Annotated in this window: 14 protein-coding genes and 1 pseudogene; 8 read left to right on the plus strand and 7 right to left on the minus strand. The window is 56.7% G+C overall.

Going from position 1 to position 17,186, the window contains the following annotated elements; all coding sequences use genetic code 11:
- Positions 1–30 precede the first annotated feature (30 nt).
- On the minus strand, positions 31–384 hold the full coding sequence (locus tag PVZ80_RS11945; protein ID WP_009051553.1) for a YkgJ family cysteine cluster protein: 354 nt from the start codon (positions 382–384) through the stop codon (positions 31–33).
- A gap of 148 nt (positions 385–532) precedes the next feature.
- Between PVZ80_RS11945 and PVZ80_RS11950 the strand changes: the two genes are divergently transcribed.
- Positions 533–1,846, plus strand: coding sequence for an NAD(P)/FAD-dependent oxidoreductase (locus PVZ80_RS11950; RefSeq protein WP_273863921.1), 1,314 nt, complete (start codon positions 533–535; stop codon positions 1,844–1,846).
- Between the two features lie 127 nt (positions 1,847–1,973).
- Here PVZ80_RS11950 and PVZ80_RS11955 read toward each other — a convergent pair whose 3' ends face one another.
- Positions 1,974–2,219, minus strand: coding sequence for a DUF1127 domain-containing protein (locus PVZ80_RS11955; RefSeq protein WP_016703163.1), 246 nt, complete (start codon positions 2,217–2,219; stop codon positions 1,974–1,976).
- A 180-nt stretch (positions 2,220–2,399) separates the two neighbouring features.
- Here PVZ80_RS11955 and PVZ80_RS11960 point away from each other — a divergent pair, with 180 nt between their 5' ends.
- Complete coding sequence (locus tag PVZ80_RS11960; RefSeq protein WP_016703162.1) at positions 2,400–3,830, plus strand: aminotransferase-like domain-containing protein; 1,431 nt, start codon at positions 2,400–2,402, stop codon at positions 3,828–3,830.
- A gap of 60 nt (positions 3,831–3,890) precedes the next feature.
- Positions 3,891–5,459 carry a phospholipase D family protein gene (locus PVZ80_RS11965; RefSeq protein WP_173477467.1) on the plus strand — a complete coding sequence of 523 codons (1,569 nt, stop codon included), beginning with the start codon at positions 3,891–3,893 and terminating at the stop codon, positions 5,457–5,459.
- Positions 5,460–5,556: 97 nt separating this feature from the next.
- Here the strand turns inward: PVZ80_RS11965 and PVZ80_RS11970 are convergent, their stop codons facing one another.
- Positions 5,557–6,705, minus strand: a complete 1,149-nt coding sequence (locus tag PVZ80_RS11970; RefSeq protein WP_124355523.1) for an MFS transporter — start codon at positions 6,703–6,705, stop codon at positions 5,557–5,559.
- Positions 6,706–6,848: 143 nt separating this feature from the next.
- Positions 6,849–8,342: an aldehyde dehydrogenase gene (locus PVZ80_RS11975; RefSeq protein ID WP_016703159.1), complete on the minus strand. Its 1,494-nt coding sequence runs from the start codon at positions 8,340–8,342 to the stop codon at positions 6,849–6,851.
- Positions 8,343–8,577: 235 nt separating this feature from the next.
- On the opposite strand from PVZ80_RS11975, the gene PVZ80_RS11980 reads away from it, so the two are divergent.
- Positions 8,578–8,940, plus strand: a complete 363-nt coding sequence (locus PVZ80_RS11980) for a cupin domain-containing protein (RefSeq protein WP_016703158.1) — start codon at positions 8,578–8,580, stop codon at positions 8,938–8,940.
- A 58-nt stretch (positions 8,941–8,998) separates the two neighbouring features.
- Here PVZ80_RS11980 and rpmG read toward each other — a convergent pair whose 3' ends face one another.
- Together rpmG and rpmB are read right to left on the minus strand one after the other, a co-directional pair.
- Positions 8,999–9,154, minus strand: coding sequence for a 50S ribosomal protein L33 (gene rpmG, locus PVZ80_RS11985; protein WP_003177274.1), 156 nt, complete (start codon positions 9,152–9,154; stop codon positions 8,999–9,001).
- Between the two features lie 11 nt (positions 9,155–9,165).
- A complete protein-coding gene (gene rpmB, locus PVZ80_RS11990; protein WP_007921114.1) occupies positions 9,166–9,399 on the minus strand; it encodes a 50S ribosomal protein L28 in 234 nt (77 codons plus the stop codon).
- A 544-nt stretch (positions 9,400–9,943) separates the two neighbouring features.
- On the opposite strand from rpmB, the gene PVZ80_RS11995 reads away from it, so the two are divergent.
- Entirely contained in the window at positions 9,944–11,530 is a 1,587-nt protein-coding gene (locus tag PVZ80_RS11995) for an ABC transporter substrate-binding protein (RefSeq protein WP_038635880.1), read from the plus strand.
- Positions 11,531–11,625: 95 nt separating this feature from the next.
- Here the strand turns inward: PVZ80_RS11995 and PVZ80_RS12000 are convergent.
- Positions 11,626–11,784, minus strand: a pseudogene (locus PVZ80_RS12000) (JAB domain-containing protein); the annotation flags it as partial.
- A gap of 69 nt (positions 11,785–11,853) precedes the next feature.
- Between PVZ80_RS12000 and PVZ80_RS12005 the strand changes: the two are divergent.
- The 3 genes from PVZ80_RS12005 to PVZ80_RS12015 are packed head-to-tail and all read left to right on the plus strand — an operon-like array spanning position 11,854 to position 17,185.
- A complete protein-coding gene (locus tag PVZ80_RS12005; protein ID WP_273863922.1) occupies positions 11,854–12,969 on the plus strand; it encodes a tyrosine-type recombinase/integrase in 1,116 nt (371 codons plus the stop codon).
- On the plus strand, positions 12,962–15,190 hold the full coding sequence (locus PVZ80_RS12010; RefSeq protein WP_273863923.1) for a hypothetical protein: 2,229 nt from the start codon (positions 12,962–12,964) through the stop codon (positions 15,188–15,190). Before PVZ80_RS12005 ends, PVZ80_RS12010 begins: the two co-directional genes overlap by 8 nt.
- Complete coding sequence (locus PVZ80_RS12015; RefSeq protein ID WP_273863924.1) at positions 15,191–17,185, plus strand: hypothetical protein; 1,995 nt, start codon at positions 15,191–15,193, stop codon at positions 17,183–17,185.
- The last annotated feature ends 1 nt before the right edge of the window (position 17,186 follow it).

A 17,186-nucleotide genomic window follows, 5' to 3' on the forward strand; every position in this document is an offset into this window, starting at 1 on the left:
GGAGCGAGGCTTGCCCGCGATGGCTTTGGATCAGACCAGCACCTGCCGGGTGCTCGCCATGTATTCATGGATCTGCTTTTCCACCCGCGGGTGGATCAGTTCCACCGGGCGCCGGCCATTGGGGCATGGCAGGCTCGGCGTGGTCCCGAACAGGCGACAGATCAGCGGCCGCTCGTCATACACCGTGCAGCCGTTGGGCCCCAGGTGCACACAGTTCAGCTCCTCCATCGCCGCGTCCTGCTCGGCCCGGGTCTTGCGCGGCAGGCGCGACATTTCTTCGGTCGAGGTGGTGACCGGACCGCAGCAGTCGTGACAGCCGGGCACGCACTCGAACGAGGGGATCTGCTGTCGGAGCATGCGGACTTTCTGGCTGTTGCAGCTCATCGAAGCGCTTACCGGGAGTATGGAGAGGCGGCGATTTTGCCCTAAAAGCCCTGTTCCAGACAGCACTGGCCGACCAGTGTTGCCGCGCCGGAAAGGTCCGGCTTATGCTCCGTCAAATTTTCCAAACACACGAATCAGGATGATCCACATGAACACCCGTGTTCAGCCGTCGGGGCCAGGCCATTCGCACCCCGCCTCCTACTACGCCGCCAGCAGCCTGCCCCAGCCCGATTATCCGGCGCTGACCGGCGAGCAGGTGGCGGATGTCTGCGTGGTCGGCGGCGGCTTTTCCGGGCTCAACACCGCGATCGAGCTGGCCGAGCGCGGGCTCAGCGTCATTCTGCTGGAAGCGCGCAAGATCGGCTGGGGCGCCAGCGGGCGCAACGGCGGGCAACTGATTCGCGGGGTCGGTCACGGCCTCGAGCAGTTCGCCCCCATCATTGGCGAGGACGGCGTACGCCAGATGAAGCTGATGGGCCTGGAAGCGGTGGAAATCGTCCGCCAGCGCATCGAACGCTTCCAGATTCCCTGCGACCTGACCTGGGGTTATTGCGACCTGGCCAACAAGCCGCGCGAGCTCGAAGGTTTCGCCGAAGATGCCCAAGAGTTGCGCGACCTGGGCTATCGCCATGAAACCCGCCTGCTGCAAGCCAATGAGATGCACAGTGTGGTGGGTTCCGACCGTTATGTCGGCGGCCTGATCGACATGGGCTCGGGGCACCTGCACCCGCTGAACCTGGCCCTGGGCGAAGCCGCGGTCGCGCAGCAACTGGGTGTGCGCCTGTTCGAACACTCGGCCGTGACCCGCATCGACTACGGGCCGCAGGTCAAGGTCCATACCGCCCAGGGCTCGGTGCGCGCCAACACCCTGGTGCTGGGCTGCAACGCCTACCTCAACGACCTCAACCCGCAACTGGGTGGCAAGGTGCTGCCGGCCGGCAGCTACATCATCGCCACCGAACCCTTGAGCGAAGAGCTGGCCCACGCCCTGTTGCCCCAGAACATGGCGGTCTGCGACCAGCGGGTGGCCCTGGATTACTACCGCCTTTCGGCCGACCACCGCTTGCTGTTCGGCGGCGCCTGCCATTATTCCGGCCGCGACCCGCGGGACATTGCTGCTTATATGCGGCCGAAGATGCTGCAGGTATTCCCGCAACTGGCGGCGGTGAAGATCGACTATCAATGGGGCGGCATGATCGGCATCGGTGCCAACCGCCTGCCGCAGATCGGCCGGCTCAAGAACCAGCCCAATGTGTATTACGCCCAGGCCTATTCGGGCCACGGCGTGAATGCCACGCACCTGGCCGGCAAGCTGCTGGCCGAAGCCATCAGCGGCCAACAGAGCGGTGGTTTCGATCTGTTCGCCCAGGTCCCGCACATCACCTTCCCGGGCGGCAGGCACCTGCGCTCGCCCCTGCTGGCGCTGGGGATGCTCTGGCATCGGTTGAAAGAATTGGTCTGAAGGTGCCTGTAGCTGCCACATGGCAGGCATGAAAAAGGCCGCATCCGGTGAAATCGGATGCGGCCTTTTGCGGTTGCTACGCAACCGATCGCAGGCTGCGCCAGCGGCTACAGATCAGCGGGGGCTTTCACAGCCGCCAGAACGGCTTGAGCCCTTCCTGCCGCGCCTGTTCGCGACTCAAGCCAATATCGCGCAACTGTTCGGTGCTCAGCTCAAGCAACGCCTTGCGTGTACGCAGTCGGTGCCAGTACAGGCCCCAGAGACCGAGGCCGGACGGCGCATTGCGGGCGGACGTCGCCCCTGCTGCCCGCTCCTGCCCAGCCGCCAGTTCCTGACTGTGTAACGACAGACGCACATCGCTCAAGCCGTTCATGTTTGCTGCTCCTGTTTACTTGGGTCGCTATGAGCAGACATCATGCGCGGGTGCTAAAAACCATTACAGATTCAAAGCACCGCTATTATTTCCATACAGAATTTCCCCTATCCGGGCTGAATCCTGTAATTTTGCGCCATCTGTACCGGTCACCCGATTAAATCACCCCGAGGCTGCGCCATGACCCTGTACGTCAATCTCGCTGAACTGCTGGGCACACGTATCGAACAAGGCTTCTATCGCCCCGGCGACCGGCTGCCGTCGGTACGGGCCTTGAGTGTCGAACACGGGGTCAGCCTGAGTACCGTGCAACAGGCTTATCGGGTGCTGGAAGACAGCGGCCTGGCGACGCCCAAGCCCAAGTCCGGCTACTTCGTGCCGGTCAGTCGCGAGCTGCCGGCATTGCCCGCGGTGGGCCGCCCGGCGCAGCGGCCGGTGGAGATTTCGCAGTGGGACCAGGTGCTGGAGCTGATCCGCAGCGTGCCGCGCAAGGACATCGTCCAGCTGGGCCGCGGCATGCCCGACGTCACCAGCCCGACCCTCAAGCCCCTGCTGCGCGGGCTGGCCCGCATCAGCCGGCGCCAGGACATGCCTGGCCTGTATTACGACACCATCTACGGCGTGCACGAACTGCGTGAACAGCTGGCGCGGCTGATGCTCGATTCCGGCTGCCAGCTCGGCGCCAACGACCTGGTGATCACCACCGGCTGCCACGAAGCCTTGTCCACCAGCATCCGCGCTACCTGCGAGCCCGGGGATATCGTCGCCGTCGACTCGCCGAGCTTCCACGGCGCCATGCAGACCCTCAAGGGCCTGGGCATGAAGGCCCTGGAAATCCCCACCGACCCGCTCACCGGCATCAGCCTCGATGCCCTGGAACTGGCCCTGGAGCAATGGCCGATCAAGGCCATACAGTTGACCCCCAACTGCAACAACCCGCTGGGCTATATCATGCCGGAGTCGCGCAAACGGGCCTTGCTGACCCTGGCCCAGCGCTTCGACGTGGCGATCATCGAAGACGATGTGTATGGCGAGCTGTCCTACACCTACCCACGCCCGCGGACCATCAAGTCGTTCGACGACGATGGCCGGGTGCTGCTCTGCAGTTCCTTCTCCAAGACCCTGGCACCGGGGCTGCGCATCGGCTGGGTCGCCCCCGGGCGCTACCTGGAGCGGGTGCTGCACATGAAATACATCAGCACCGGCTCCACCGCGCCACAGCCGCAGATCGCCATCGCCGAGTTCCTCAAGAGCGGCAATTTCGAGCCGCACCTGCGGCGCATGCGCACCCAGTACCAGCGCAACCGCGACCTGATGATCGACTGGGTCAGCCGCTACTTCCCCACCGGCACCCGCGCCAGCCGGCCGCAGGGCGGGTTCATGCTGTGGGTCGAGCTGCCGGAAGGCTTCGACACCCTGCGCCTGAACCGTGCGCTGCTCGGCCAGGGCGTGCAGATTGCGGTGGGCAGCATCTTTTCGGCCTCGGGCAAGTACCGCAATTGCCTGCGGATGAACTACGCTGCCAAGCCAACCCCACAGATCGAGGAGGCCGTGCGCAAAGTGGGGGCCGCGGCCATCAAGCTGCTGGCTGAAGAGTGCGCAACGGACTGACCTTTTCCTGTGAAACCGGCGTCACAGCTAGACCATCGCAGCGATTCGAGATGAGCTGACTTGAGATCCCGACAGGCCCTGGCCTTCCTTATGCTGATCGCGCTGTGCCTGAGCGGCTGCGTCAGCCTCAATGTGCCTCGCGAGCCCAGCCAGGCACTGCCAGCCGCCGACTCGGCCTTCGGTCGCTCGATCCAGGCCCAGGCCGCGGCCTATCAGGGACGCTCCGGCTTTCGCCTGCTGTCCGACAGCAGCGAAGCCTTCATGGCCCGCGCCGAACTGATCCGCAATGCCCAAAGCAGCCTCGACCTGCAGTACTACATCGTCCATGACGGCATCAGCACCCGGATGCTGGTAGACGAACTGCTCAAGGCCGCCGACCGCGGCGTGCGCATCCGCATTCTGCTGGACGACACCACCAGCGACGGCCTGGACCAGATCATGGCCACTCTCGCCGCCCATCCGCGGATACAGATCCGCCTGTTCAACCCCCTGCACCTGGGGCGCAGCACCGGCGTGACCCGTACCATGGGGCGCCTGTTCAACCTGTCGCTGCAGCATCGGCGGATGCACAACAAGCTGTGGCTGGCGGACAACAGCGCGGCCATCGTCGGCGGGCGCAACCTGGGGGATGAGTACTTCGACGCCGAACCCAACCTGAATTTCACCGACATCGACATCCTCGGCGTCGGCCCGGTGGCCGAACAGCTCGGACACAGTTTCGACCAGTACTGGAACAGCGCCCTGAGCAAACCCATAGGCGAGTTTCTGTCGCGCCTGCCATCGGCCAGGGAGCTGGCCAACACCCGGCTGCGCCTGGAGCAATCGCTGGACGAGGCGCAGCAACAGAACCATGCGCTGTTTCAGGAGCTCAAGACCTATCGGACCCAGCCACGCATGAACACCTGGCGCAAGGAGCTGATCTGGGCCTGGAACCAGGCGCTGTGGGATGCTCCGAGCAAGGTCCTGTCCAACGGCGAGCCCGACCCGCGCCTGCTGCTGACCACCCAGCTGGCACCGGAGCTGCAGAGCGTCAGCAAAGAGCTGATGATGGTTTCGGCCTACTTCGTTCCCGGCCAGCCAGGCCTGGTCTACCTCACCGGGCGCGCCGACGCCGGGGTTGCAGTGAGCCTGCTGACCAACTCCCTGGAAGCCACCGACGTACCGGCGGTCCACGGCGGCTACGCACCGTATCGCAAGGCGCTGCTGCAACACGGCGTGAAACTCTACGAACTGCGGCGCCAACCCGGTAATGGCGGCGGCAGTGGCCCTCATCTGTTCCACAGCGCGTCGTATCCTGGCTCGGACTCCAGCCTGCACAGCAAGGCGATGATTTTCGATCGCCAGAAGTCCTTTATCGGCTCCTTCAATTTCGACCCGCGCTCGGTGCTGTGGAACACCGAAGTCGGGGTACTGGTGGACAGCCCCGAGCTGGCCGAACGCGTTCGCAGCCTGGCGCTGCAAGGCATGGCGCCGGCCCTGAGCTACGAAGCGAAGCTGCAGGACGGCAAGCTGGTCTGGGTCACCGAAGACAACCAGCAACTGCACACCCTGACCCGCGAGCCGGGCAGCTGGTGGCGGCGCTTCAATGCCTGGATGAGCAATACCATCGGCCTCGAACGGATGCTCTGACCCCGGCCCTTGTAGGAGCGAGGCTTGCCCGCGATAGCGGAACTACATTCAATCAAGATGTTGACTGTCAGCCCCTCATCGCGGGCAAGCCTCGCGCCTACAGAGCTTGTGGCTGGACCGCGCCAAACGCGCCTTCACGCAACAACAGCACAATCAGCCCCAGGGCCCCGGCAGCCATCAGCAACAGCAAGGCGTGCCCGCTGATCCACTGGCTGCCCGCCCCCGCCACCAGCGGCCCGATCAGGCAGCCGATGCCCCACAGCTGGGCGACGTGGGCATTGGCGCGCACCAGCGCATCGTCGCGGTAGCGTTCGCCGATCAGAATCAACGACAAGGTGAACAGCCCCCCGGCGCTGGCGCCGAACAGCACCCACAGCGGCCAGATCAGCAGGGTGTCGAGCAGCAACGGAATGGCCAGGCTCGACAGCAGCAGGATCACCGCACAACTGGCGAACAAGGCGCGCCGCGATATGCGGTCGGCCAGGGCGCCGATTGGTAGCTGCAACAAGGCATCGCCCACCACCACGGTGCTGACCATTGCCAGGGCGATGTCCTCGGTAAACCCCTGGCGCAGGCAGTAGACCGGCAGCAGGGTCAGGATCATCGCTTCAAACGCGGCGAACAGCGCCACCGCCCAGCCAATGGCCGGCAGGCCACGGCAGAACCGCCATAGGTCACCGAAGGTCACGCTGCAGGACTCGCTGCTCGGCGCGCCGCTGCGGCCCATCAGCAGCAGAGGCGACACCACCAGCAGCACAACGCCCACCCAGAAACCGTAGTCATGCTCGGTGCCCAAGGCCCCCAGCAGCAGCGGGCCGGCCAACTGGCTCAGGGCATAGCTGCTGCCATACAGCGCCACCAGGCGACCGCGCCACCGCTCCACCACCAATTGGTTGATCCAGCTTTCGCCAAGAATGAAGACAATGGTCAGCACCACGCCAATCATCAGCCGCAGCACCAGCCACAGGGGATAACTCGGCAACAGCGCCAGCAGGCCAATGGAGATCGCCCCGCCCCACAGGCACAGGCGCATCAGCCCCGCCGTGCCAAAGCGCGCCGCCAGGCGGCTGGACACCTTCGCCCCGAGCAAGACGCCAATCGCCGGCATCGAGGCCATCACCCCGATTGCAAAGGGCCCATATCCCCAGCTCTCCAGGCGAAACGACACCAGCGGCATGCTCACGCCCAGGGCCAGGCCCACACTCAGGACAGCCGCCAAAACGGCGAAATAAGTTGCCCAGCGCATTTCCACGCTCCTGTGGATGGTTTTTTTCATGACAGAGACAACGCAGCCGGACCTCCCTGGCGGAAAGTCCGGCTGCGATATGGATCGGCTAACGGTGCGCGGGGTGGCGTCTGTTCAGATGCCCGAGATCCGCGCCCCTTGAATTACAGCTTGATCCAGGTCGCCTTCAGTTCGGTGTACTTGTCGAACGCGTGCAGCGACTTGTCGCGGCCGTTGCCCGACTGCTTGAAGCCACCGAATGGCGCGGTCATGTCGCCGCCGTCGTACTGGTTGACCCAGACACTGCCGGCACGCAACGCCTTGGCGGTCAGGTGGGCCTTGGAGATATTGGCCGTCCATACCGCCGCGGCCAGGCCATACGGCGTGTCGTTGGCGATCTGGATGGCTTCTTCCACCGTGTCGAAGGCGATGACCGAAAGCACCGGGCCGAAGATTTCTTCCTGGGCGATCTTCATCGCGTTGCTGACGCCGTCGAAGATGGTCGGCTCGACATAGGTCCCGCCGGTTTCCTGCAGGGTGCGCTTGCCGCCCACCACCAGCTTGGCGCCGTCGGCATGACCGGACTCGATGTACGACAGCACGGTGTTCATCTGCTGGGTATCCACCAGCGCACCGACGTTGGTGGCCGGGTCCAGCGGGTTGCCCGGTTTCCAGGCCTTGAGGGCCTCGATCACCAGCGGCAGGAATTTATCCTTGATCGAACGCTCCACCAGCAGGCGCGAACCGGCGGTGCAGACTTCGCCCTGGTTGAAGGCAATCGCGCTGGCCGCGGATTCGGCCGCGGCCTGCAGGTCCGGAGCATCGGCGAACACGATGTTCGGGCTCTTGCCGCCCGCCTCCAGCCAGACACGCTTCATGTTCGACTCGCCGGAGTAGACCATCAGTTGCTTGGCGATCTTGGTCGAACCGGTGAACACCAGGGTATCGACGTCCATGTGCAGGGCCAGGGCCTTGCCCACGGTGTGGCCATAACCTGGCAGCACGTTGAGCACGCCAGCCGGAATCCCGGCCTCGACAGCCAGCGCAGCGATACGGATAGCGGTCAGCGGCGATTTTTCCGACGGCTTGAGGATCACCGAGTTACCGGTGGACAGCGCCGGACCGAGTTTCCAGCAGGCCATCATCAGCGGGAAGTTCCACGGCACGATGGCGCCGACTACGCCCACCGGTTCGCGAGTCACCAGGCCCAGTTGATTGTGGGGCGTGGCGGCGACTTCGTCGTAGATCTTGTCGATGGCTTCGCCGCTCCAGCTCAGCGCTTGCGCCGCGCCCGGAACGTCGATACCCAGGGAGTCACTGATCGGCTTGCCCATGTCCAGGGTTTCGAGCAGGGCCAGCTCTTCCGCGTGCTGCTTCAGCAGGCCGGCAAAACGAATCATGGTGGCCTTGCGCTTGGCCGGCGCCAGGCGCGACCAGACGCCGGAGTTGAAGGTGGCGCGGGCGTTTTCCACGGCACGTTGCGCGTCGGCGGCGTCACAGCTGGCAATACTGGCCAGCAGACGGCCATCGACCGGACTGATGCATTCGAAGGTTTCGTTGGAAACGGCGGCGGTGTATTCGCCATTGATGTAGGCGCGGCCTTCGATTTTCAGTTCGCGGGCGCGTTGTTCCCAGTCGGCTCGAGTCAGGGTGGTCATGCGAGTGTCCTCCTCTTGTTGGATACAGGCGCCACGCGATCGATGCCGGCACCTTCAGGAATTCTGCCCGGCCAGCCTGCTTCGGCCCATGGCATTCGCCACCCTAAACCAGCGGCACCCGAAGTTTCAATATATTTGACAGAGGCCGGGCAAACGCCATTGCTATGTTCATTTTAATAAACATAGACTTTGGGCTTTCCAGCCACTCGCAGCACAACCAGGGGGGAATACCAGCATGAGCATCCAGGACATCGTCGACTTCAATCAGGCCAACACTGCGGCCGAGCGGTATCGCCCCGCCCAGGAAAAAGTCCTCAAGGGCGACCCCGAGCAAACCGTGTTCAACCACTACAACAGCCCGTGCGGCCAGATGAACGCCGGAGTGTGGGAAGGCGAGGTCGGCCAGTGGACGGTGAACTACACCGAGCATGAGTATTGCGAGATCGTGCAGGGGGTTTCGGTCCTGCGTGATGGCGAGGGCAATGCCAAGACCTTGCGCGCCGGTGACCGTTTCGTCATTCCCGCCGGTTTCCGCGGCACCTGGGAGGTGCTGGAGCCGTGCCGCAAGATCTATGTGATCTTCGAACCGAAAGCCTGAATCGCAGGCACAAAAAAACCCGCTTGAAGGCGGGTTTTTTTGTCAGAAGAAAAATCAATTACTTGATTTTGCCTTCCTTGTAGATCACGTGCTTACGAACAACCGGATCATATTTCTTGATCTCGATTTTGTCCGGAGTAGTGCGCTTGTTCTTGTCGGTAGTGTAGAAGTGACCAGTACCGGCGCTCGAAATCAAACGAATCAATTCACGCATGATTAGCTCCCTTAAACCTTGCCATCGCGACGAAGTTCGGCCAGCACGACATCAATGCCACGCTTGTCGATGATACGCATGCCCTTGGCAGATACACGCAGACGCACAAAACGTTTCTCGGACTCAACCCAGAAGCGGTGATGCTGCAGGTTCGGCAGGAAACGACGACGGGTTTTGTTGTTTGCGTGGGAAATGTTATTCCCAGTCACCGGACCCTTACCGGTAACTTGACAGACTCTCGACATGCCTCAGCCCTCTAAAACCACATGCCCAACCCGGCATGGGTTGGCCGCTTAATCTCTCAGTCATTTGGCGCCAGGCGCCGCGTTTCTTTAGGGTCTTACCGGCTACACCTACAAGCGAAGGAACCGGGCCCCTAGAAAAGAGCGCTGCTTTATACCAGAAAGACCCCGTAGCAACAACAGCCGGTGTGCTTTGGATTTCGAAAACTCCCTGTTTTCTTGCTCCGGATGCCTGCACCAAGGGCTGGGGCCATGACTGACCGCTCGTCGCAGAATAAATTTTCCGTGGACGAAACAAACGGCAAAACCAGCATGAACCGCCGCTGCGCCGGTCACTCCAGGTCAATATATGGAAAAAACTCTGTCAATTTATGCCTAATGTGACCATGGCAACTGGCCGCAGAGAGGCTTGGCGCAGCAATAAACGCAAACCTTTCCGGTCCGCAGGCCCAAAAAGGGGATAGTCATTTTCCAGCGAGGCCACTAGGGTAGGCCTTTTCCAGACTGCACTCGCAGATGGGCCTTCGATCTGCAAAGGAAGCCAAACATGCGCCTCGCTGCCCTCCCGCTCCTGTTCGCCCCTCTTCTTCTGAGCCCGCTGGCCCACGCCGCCGCATTAAGTGTGTGCACCGAGGCCAGCCCGGAAGGTTTCGACGTAGTGCAGTACAACTCGCTGACCACCACCAACGCCTCGGCCGATGTGCTGATGAATCGTCTGGTGGAGTTCGACGCCAGCAGCGGCAAGGTAGTACCGAGCCTGGCCGACAGCTGGGAAGTCTCGGCCGACGGCCTGACCTATGTGTTCAAGCTGCACCCGAAAGTGAAGTTTCACCGCACCGCGTACTTCAACCCGAGCCGCGAGCTGACTGCCGAAGACGTGAAGTTCAGCTTCGACCGCATGCTCGACCCGGCCAACCCCTGGCATAAAGTGGCGCAGAGCGGCTATCCCCATGCCCAGTCGCTGCAACTGCCGGCGCTGATCAAGAAGATCGACGCCCTGGATCCGCTGACCCTGCGCTTTACCCTCGACCACGCCGATTCGACCTTCCTCGCCACCCTGAGCATGGGGTTTGCGTCGATCTACTCCGCCGAATACGCCGACCAGTTGCTCAAGGCCGGTACCCAGGACAAGCTCAACAGCCAGCCGATCGGCACCGGGCCCTTCGTTTTCGGCCGCTTCCAGAAAGACGCCTCGATCCGCTACAAGGCCAACCCCGACTACTTTGCCGGCAAGCCGGCGGTGGACTCGCTGATCTTCGCCATCACCCCGGACGCCAACGTGCGCCTGCAGAAACTGCGCCGCAACGAATGCCAGATCGCCCTGTCGCCCAAGCCGCTGGACGTGACCGCCGCACTTGAAGAGCCTGCGCTCAAAGTCGAGAAAACCGCGGCTTTCATGACTGCGTTCGTTGCTATCAACAGCCAGCACCCACCGCTGGACAAACCTGAAGTGCGCCAGGCCATCAACCTCGCCTTTGACAAGGCCAACTACCTGAAAGCGGTCTTCGAAAACACCGCGGAACCCGCCAACGGCCCCTTCCCGCCCAACACCTGGAGCTACGCCAAGGAGTTGCCGGGCTACGCCCACGACCCGGCGAAAGCGCGCCAGCTGCTGGCCAAGGCCGGCCTGAAGGACGGCTTCCAGACCACAATCTGGACCCGCCCTTCCGGCAGTTTGCTGAACCCCAACCCGAGCCTGGGCGCGCAACAGCTGCAAGCAGACCTGGCGGAAGTCGGGATCCAGGCGGAGATCCGCGTAATCGAATGGGGCGAACTGATTCGTCGGGCCAAGGCCGGCGAACACGACCTGCTGTTCATGGGCTGGGCCGGCGACAACGGCGACCCGGATAACTTCCTCACCCCGCAGTTCACCTGCGCGGCAGTGAAGTCCGGGACCAACTTCGCCCGCTACTGCGACCCGGGCCTGGACAAGCTGATCACCGCTGGCAAGACCACCACCGAGCAGGGCGTGCGCAGCAAGCTTTATCAGCAGGCGCAAACCCAGATCCAGCAGCAGGCCCTGTGGCTGCCGCTGGCCCATCCGACCGCCTTCGCCCTGACGCGCAAGGATGTCCATGGGTATCAGGCCAGCCCATTCGGTCGCCAGGACTACTCGAAGGTCAGCCTCAGATAAGCAGCGGCAAGCGGCGAGCTACAAGCTGCAAGTTCAGAGCAGTCCTCGTACCGCTTTAACTTGCAGCTTGCCGCTGGAAGCTTGTCGCTGCTTCTCTACATCCAGCCGTACTCGGCCATCGACAGCGGCTCGCCCTCGCCGACGATGAAATGGTCGAGTACGCGCACATCCACCAGGTCCAGCGCCTCCGTGAGCCTGCGGGTCAGCACCCGATCCGCCTGGCTCGGCTCGGAAACGCCCGAAGGATGGTTGTTTATCGACTATTCTCGTCTTAACACGATTTGTTGACAGCCTCATCTACAACCAAGGCAGAGGTCACCGAGATGAGAGTAATCAAAGTCCCGGGTTGCTGCATTGCGCGATCTACCGTCACCCAACATCCTATTTTAATTGATGTTTTCCTCATCATTGATGAAAACGGCATGCCTCTCTGGCACGAAAATCTCTTCCTTATCGAAATAGCTAAAGAGTTCGATGCTAATACCTGCAGAGCATATGCCAGTGACCTACTTAGCTTTGCACGAATGAGCGCCCCCATGGGGGGCTGGAGTTTCGTGAATGATTCAATTATGAGCGGGTATTTTGTTGGCGATCTAATTCAAGCAAGGGGCTTCAATGAAAGCAGCATTTTAAGACATGTATCTTCGCTCAAGAAGTTCTACAAATGGTTATTTGATAAGGGATATCTCTCCACAGAGAACAAGTTCAACTGGAAATATAAGAAATATTTCGTTGAAACCCTAGATAATTACTCAGCTTTCACAGCTTCTCAGCACAGTCATCATTCAAGCTACATCACAACCGAAAACTATAAAAAACTACTTACAAACGTTTACTCTAACTCTCCTTTTCTATCCGCAAGGGATAAAATTTGCATCCAACTCGGCTACTTGAGCGGAACCAGAGCATGTGAAACGTTAAGGATAAAAGCAAGCATTTTATTAGCATCGATAGAACACGCAAAAAAGAAAAATAAAGGTATTTGGGCGACAGCCACTTACAACCTTGTTGGAAAGAGAAACAAGCTCAGGCCTCTTGAAATACCACCTGGACTATGCAATGAAATTAGCGAATTTATCAGACGTTTCCCAAATACTTTCGCAAGTACTGATTGTCCCTTGATATGCCGTGAAAGTGGAGAACCTCTGTTGAATGAAAAACATGCTTCCTATGCGTTCTCAAAAGCACACAAACTTTCAGATTTGACGCGAAAAGGGCACCAAGGCTATCACGCATTGAGGAAAAGCTTTGCCACAAATCTAGTGAAGACGTGCCATGAATACGGAGTAGATCCGTATGTGGTTGTTCCTCGCCGAATGGGCCATGACAACATTGAAACCACCATGGGTTACATTTTTTTTGAGGCGCTCTTAAGCAATAGAAGCAAGATTCTCAGAGATATGCGCATGATGCACTTTAAAGGGTTGAAACATGCATAATCGCCATAAGCGCAACCCACCAAATGACCCAGATAGCCTTCTTATAAATTCCTTAATTGAGGAAGGCAAAATCATCCTCGAGGCCCCTAATACCTTCCGAATATCTAAATTTGAAGTAATTGTAGAAAGAAGCGAATACTTATATCAGATACTATCCATCCCAAGGCAGCTTCGTGAAAACCCCGACTTACCTCTAGTCCTAGATTACTTTACTACAAAGTACCACTGGTACGAAAACCCATCTAGAACCACCAGAGTAAGAGCCCGTGGCACAGCAAAGTACTTCCTCGACTTTTTAGAAGAGAATTATGAGAATTTGCTATCGCTACCCCAAGCTATTCTAAGATTCTTAAGTCATCTAAAAAATAATAAAAGCCCTGGAGCGACACGGCATGACGCAGTAATCTTGAGAAAAATTTTTTATAGGGCGATTGAAGAAAAATATCCGGAAGCATCAAAGAGGCCTAAAAGTGTTAGCGAAATTATTCAAGCCACAAACCAGATTCAAGTAAAATCTGAAAACAGAAAGAAGAATCCTGCGCTAGGCAGGTACCTAGGAATAAGCCACAAAAAATATACAAACAACCAACTTCTCAACGGCATTCGACTTGGAGCAATGTGGCTTCTTAACAAAATATCTGATTATAGGCAAAGGATCATATCCTTGCCTGAGGTCAAAGATGCTATCAGCCGCTGTTCAGGTTTGAGTGAAATAGAGATAGAGAAGCTATACCCTAACTATGCTTATACAATGGCGGCAGAAGGCCGTAGGTTAACAGATCCTGCCTATGCTCAATGGTGCCTAATACAAAGCGACCCACTTCTGACAGAATGGCATTTCTATAACGACAAAAAGTTCCGAAGGCACTCGCTTGACTACGGCGACGAGGAGTCTGTGCATCTTTTTACTGAGCCGGCAAGAGATCTGTTTATAGGCCGATATTTAGACCACAAACACAAGATTGTCAGGGTGTCAGCCAAAGGTCTTGGCCAGAAAGACATAGCATGGAGAGTTCTTCGACCGGTCTATCACGCTGCAAGGCTTGCCAAACGTCCCAGCACCCACTTATGGGGAATCAACTGGATCAGACACACACCAATTGAGAAGCTTCTGTTCGTATGGCTCTTATCCACTGAGCGTATTCAAAGCAGTGGAATCAAGTCAATGAAAATTCCATGCCTCGAGTTTGATGAGCAAGAAAAACCAAAAACACTTCAACTCATTTCCCTGAAACTTAGAAAAGGCCATTCAGGCGGGATCAAAAGAGCTGTTGTTAGAAGTCAGATATACAAAAAGCACCACCCTCCTTTTCACACCTACTCAGAATGGCGGAAGACTTGCATCTTGGCAAAGGAGACCATTGCCAATTTCAATAAGGAGGGTTTTTTGATTGCCAACTCGAGTGCAGCACTTCAAGGGAACCTCTCCACTGATATGAGACTCGAAACATATGTATTATTTCGAATTCTTATTACTCAGGGAACCCTGTGGCAGGAGACGTTCCTTTCAGAGAACGACGACCATCTTAACGAGGCACGGGCCTTCATTGAGATTCTCCGAAATAGAATTCTCGCACCAGATGCACAAAAAATCCCACGCCTTCCCCCAGACCCCATCTCACAAAGCCTGGTGCTTGAAAAAGAGCTAGAGACCAATCAAACCGAGCTTCATTCGGAGATTAACTCTCGGGCCATGGGTCATAGCGTTGCAACTGGAAGGCATATATACAAAGATGGATTCATGGCCGCCGAGGTTTCTGAGATTGTAGAGCCTGTGGATGCATTCATCCGAAGAGTAGGTGATGAGCGCTTCAAAACAGCGCTGGCTCTTTCTAGCCAACTGGCACAATCATCTCACAAAATATCTCTATCAGAACTAAAAGAGATATCAGGAATTGATGATTCCGCACTAACAATAGAGAAATTGATTGATACCTTAACGGAGAAAGATCGCCTATTGATTACAGGCGAACTTCTTCATGACTCGCAAAAGATAATAATAGAAACAGACTTCACTGCCGCAATCATGGCTAGTTACATAGAACATCTTGAAGAGTCCCTAGCCTCAATTATCACCACCGAAAGAACGGACACCTGCACTACACTTCTCGGCGAGCTAATCTACTTGACTCAAACGCTAAGATCTTTTCCAGCAGAGATCAAAGCTGCAGGAGAAACACTGAGAAAGTCGTTAGACCTTAAATTCCCTCCGGTGATATAAATGAGAAAACTTACTTACGCTCAAAATTTGCAAGAAATATATTCCTCATATAGTCCAGAATCTGACCTCTGGACTATATCTTATGAAGGAAATGGCGATCTCTATCAGCACAAACTGGACTTCTCCATTCAACCGATTAGCCAAGTTATGCGCATACTGGCTAAGCAGGTCCTTAATGAATGGTTAAAAGACTTAAATTACGGCGAAGGAAAGCCCATAAAATCCAGCATTCTCAAGATATCTAATAGAGCAATTCTATTCCTTGCCGTATTTGAAAAACTTTTCCCGCATAAGAAATTATCAGAGCTTGATCAAACCTCGCTCGAAGTCTGTGTAACTACGGCCATGTATCATTCTTTAGTGCAAAACCCAAGCGGAGACGGGATCATCCTGAAAGCTCACTCGCGACCTTTCCGTAAAGGCTTTCTGACTACACTCATTACTGCATACAGGTTATTTTATCGCTACCACCAAGAGGGCCGGTGCAATGACGGCCCCGAGCGCTTAGTAACCCAGCCCGTAATAACAAGATACCTGAAAGAGGATTTATCTGCTTTAAATCTTGACTTTCAAGATTGGCAGAACGCTAACAGCTATGGATCTATACCTTTTGTGGTGGCTAACCTACTGATGGTCGACGCGATTAAGACATTGCGATCATCTAGAACAAGGCAACTGCTCACTTACTTCAAAATAACAAGAGAAACAGGTCGATTAGATTTGGTAAGCAAAATATGGGGTTCCGACAACAACAAGATTAGGAAATTCCGTTTTACATCCAACATTGATCATTTAATTCAGCCATTCGGAGGCGACTCACGCGAATCAGTTGAGTGCAAGAGCCTAATATTGATTCCGCTCCACAATGAGCTTCAAAGCTCTTTCGGCTCTGGCTATCGCTTTCCGTGGCCAAGATACAACGACCTACAGAATGATCATCAGAGAGTAATGCTTGCCTGCTATATTATATTCTTATTCATTATGGGCAAACGTGGCGGTGAGGTCCGACCTCTTCGTGCATGTGATATTTCAGTTCCTCGATATCGCAGTAACTCAGCAACCGTCACCACTCCGAATTTCAAAACTAACGATGGCATTCGAAGCACCCAAGGAGTTACTGATTTCATCGAAGAGGCATTTGAAACCCTTATCGGTCTTTTCTATACAGATATTCGCGACACGGAAACGCCTCTATTCTCAACCCTCCCGTTTCTCAACAGCACAGATAAGCCAAATGGAAAGGTGTCACACAGCCATCTCTGCAGACTTCTTCAAGATTATTATCTTGAATTTATTGAACGTGCAACCAATCAAGTCGAAATCAATATTAGACAAATCCACCCCCAGATCTCTCCCCATCAGTTCAGACATTCTTTTGCGGAGTTTTCCCTGAGGCGCTTTGACGGAAATGTTGAAGAGTTACTTCGACAAGTATTTCGGCATGGCGCCAATTTAAAATGGATAAAAAATTACTCTGCCGACAAGCTTGATGAAGAAATCGGACAACGCTTGAATCAGGAATACATCAGAGAGTTAGTCCCCAGAGTCCTACGAGACCGCAACACTTTAGAAAATGACTTTGTCGGCGGTATGGCGGTTTATATCAACACAGTCATCAGACCGCAGACGTTGCACATGACACCATCTGAATTTGAGAAATACCTGGATGAGATTGCGAGGGACTTTGTCTCAGTAACACCACATGAATATGGTTGGTGTCTACTTCATAAGCTTTTTGCCACACAAGCACAATGCTCGCTTGATGGCATAACTCCTTCTCCGCGAGCAACAACATCAAAAAAATGTAACGGGTGTGTTAATTTTCTGTCGTCGAGAAGAGCTCATTTTTCGGTTCAGCGCCAAATAGCCATTACGCACATTGACTTTATTGAAAGCAACGTCTGGAAGCTTCCAGAGCTACAACATGGGAGCCGACTCGCTATCCGAGACGCCCAAAAACTCTTCCCTGAACTTAGGGATTTAGGAGAGCTTTGAT

Origin of the sequence: Pseudomonas sp. B3G-3, from assembly GCF_028640915.1 — a bacterium.
Lineage (GTDB): Bacteria > Pseudomonadota > Gammaproteobacteria > Pseudomonadales > Pseudomonadaceae > Aquipseudomonas > Aquipseudomonas chlororaphis_I.

Excerpts from the sequence above, each read along its gene's own strand:
- PVZ80_RS11945 (WP_009051553.1), bottom strand. The coding sequence starts at position 384 with ATGAGCTGCAACAGCCAGAAAGTCCGCATGCTCCGACAGCAGATCCCC.
- PVZ80_RS11950 (WP_273863921.1), top strand. The coding sequence starts at position 533 with ATGAACACCCGTGTTCAGCCGTCGGGGCCAGGCCATTCGCACCCCGCC.
- PVZ80_RS11955 (WP_016703163.1), bottom strand. The coding sequence starts at position 2,219 with ATGAACGGCTTGAGCGATGTGCGTCTGTCGTTACACAGTCAGGAACTG.
- PVZ80_RS11960 (WP_016703162.1), top strand. The coding sequence starts at position 2,400 with ATGACCCTGTACGTCAATCTCGCTGAACTGCTGGGCACACGTATCGAA.
- PVZ80_RS11970 (WP_124355523.1), bottom strand. The coding sequence starts at position 6,705 with ATGCGCTGGGCAACTTATTTCGCCGTTTTGGCGGCTGTCCTGAGTGTG.
- PVZ80_RS11975 (WP_016703159.1), bottom strand. The coding sequence starts at position 8,342 with ATGACCACCCTGACTCGAGCCGACTGGGAACAACGCGCCCGCGAACTG.
- PVZ80_RS11980 (WP_016703158.1), top strand. The coding sequence starts at position 8,578 with ATGAGCATCCAGGACATCGTCGACTTCAATCAGGCCAACACTGCGGCC.
- rpmG (WP_003177274.1), bottom strand. The coding sequence starts at position 9,154 with ATGCGTGAATTGATTCGTTTGATTTCGAGCGCCGGTACTGGTCACTTC.
- rpmB (WP_007921114.1), bottom strand. The coding sequence starts at position 9,399 with ATGTCGAGAGTCTGTCAAGTTACCGGTAAGGGTCCGGTGACTGGGAAT.
- PVZ80_RS11995 (WP_038635880.1), top strand. The coding sequence starts at position 9,944 with ATGCGCCTCGCTGCCCTCCCGCTCCTGTTCGCCCCTCTTCTTCTGAGC.
- PVZ80_RS12005 (WP_273863922.1), top strand. The coding sequence starts at position 11,854 with ATGAGAGTAATCAAAGTCCCGGGTTGCTGCATTGCGCGATCTACCGTC.
- PVZ80_RS12010 (WP_273863923.1), top strand. The coding sequence starts at position 12,962 with ATGCATAATCGCCATAAGCGCAACCCACCAAATGACCCAGATAGCCTT.
- PVZ80_RS12015 (WP_273863924.1), top strand. The coding sequence starts at position 15,191 with ATGAGAAAACTTACTTACGCTCAAAATTTGCAAGAAATATATTCCTCA.